The sequence below is a fragment of the Alkalibacterium psychrotolerans genome (genome assembly GCF_054784355.1).
In genome coordinates, this window is the sequence record NZ_BAAGPH010000080.1 from 1 (window position 1) to 1,384 (window position 1,384).

Here is a 1,384-nt window from a genome sequence, read left to right on the forward strand (position 1 = left end):
ATCACTAGTGTTGCATAAAACTTAGAATAAATGATTTCCACAGATTGTTACTTTCGTCACAAATGGTTTTCGTTAAAATTTCCAAAAAAGTCAATTGCTGGCGCAAGGGATGACTTTTTCCAGAAATTTTTAGGGTTATTCAGTTGTGGATTAGTCCATTTGTATTCTCTTTCACTTAACCAGGTGCGAACGATTCTTTGAAATACGCAAACGGTTCATACTGTAACGCTCTGATTTGTCTCAAAACAGTGAAGAGGGTTGATTTCAACCTTAATTCTAGTTTCATCAGTAACGTCAATAAGTAGACAATCATCGCAAGAATCACTTGATTCTCCACGCCTTGTTCAGACTGTGAATAGTACGTTTTAATGGTCAAATGTTGTTTGATGTGCTTAAAAAACAACTCGATCTGCCATCTTGATTGATACATCTTTCCGATGTCCTCTGCTGAAAGATCCATTCGGTTCGTCAGGATACGTAGATTCGATTGATGCTTACGTTCAATCGTTACTAAGCGAAACAAACCCGTCAGGTAGGTCGATTTTCCCAGCTGAACCAATTGATCACTGATAATCCCTGATTCATGAGACACTTCCAGGTGCGCTTGAACATGAACGGCTGTATTCTTTTTAATGCGGGAAACGAAAAAGTAGCCCTCCCAGTTCATTTGATCAAACTGAGCGAAATCCAGATACCCGCGATCAAAAACATAGGTCGCCCGTTTCTCATTGATAAAGACGTTCAAGTGATCATGGTCGTGTTCAGATGCATGGGACAGTTCGAATTGTTCAGGGTGCACCCATCCTTCTTTCATATGACAGACCTTTAAGTGCAGTTTGATTCCCGACTTAGTCGGGCGAAACGTGCCCCAGGGATACCGTGTTTTATTCAGTGAAAAAGTGGACGAATCAATTAGAAACACTCTTTCGTTTGATTGCACCACTGTTTTTTCATGAACCAGTGAAAGTAATTGCGTGAAAATATCCATCAATACAGAGGGTTCCATCTTTCGCAGGGCACGGGATAATTGAGAATAGCTAATGGACTCAATATCAATCACTTTTTTTAAGTTTGGGTTGACCAACTGTTGATCCAAATGCCGTAGGCTATCGGTTTCATCATTAATCGCATAGAGAAAGAGTTTCAGTACTTTCTTAAACGTTAATTTTTTTGAATAGCGATCAAACTGACCGATAGCCTGTCGAGACGATTCACTTAATGTTTCTAAAGAAATGTACGAAAACCATTTATTTATGGTCATTTTTGTTTTATACTTATCCATGCTGTAAGTCCTTTGTTTTGGTCTTGGATAAGTCATCCCACCCCATTATAAAGGACTTTTTCATGTGTTGAAACAGTTAAAATTTTTAATGCAACACTAGTG

The 1,384-nt window shown here is 38.7% G+C and carries 1 protein-coding gene; it reads right to left on the bottom strand.

Annotation, left to right across the window (positions count from 1 at the left end; translation table 11 throughout):
• Positions 1-175: 175 nt before the first annotated feature.
• A complete protein-coding gene (locus tag ACYVLS_RS08975; protein WP_460323726.1) occupies positions 176-1,282 on the bottom strand; it encodes an IS4 family transposase in 1,107 nt (368 codons plus the stop codon).
• Positions 1,283-1,384: the final 102 nt, after the last annotated feature.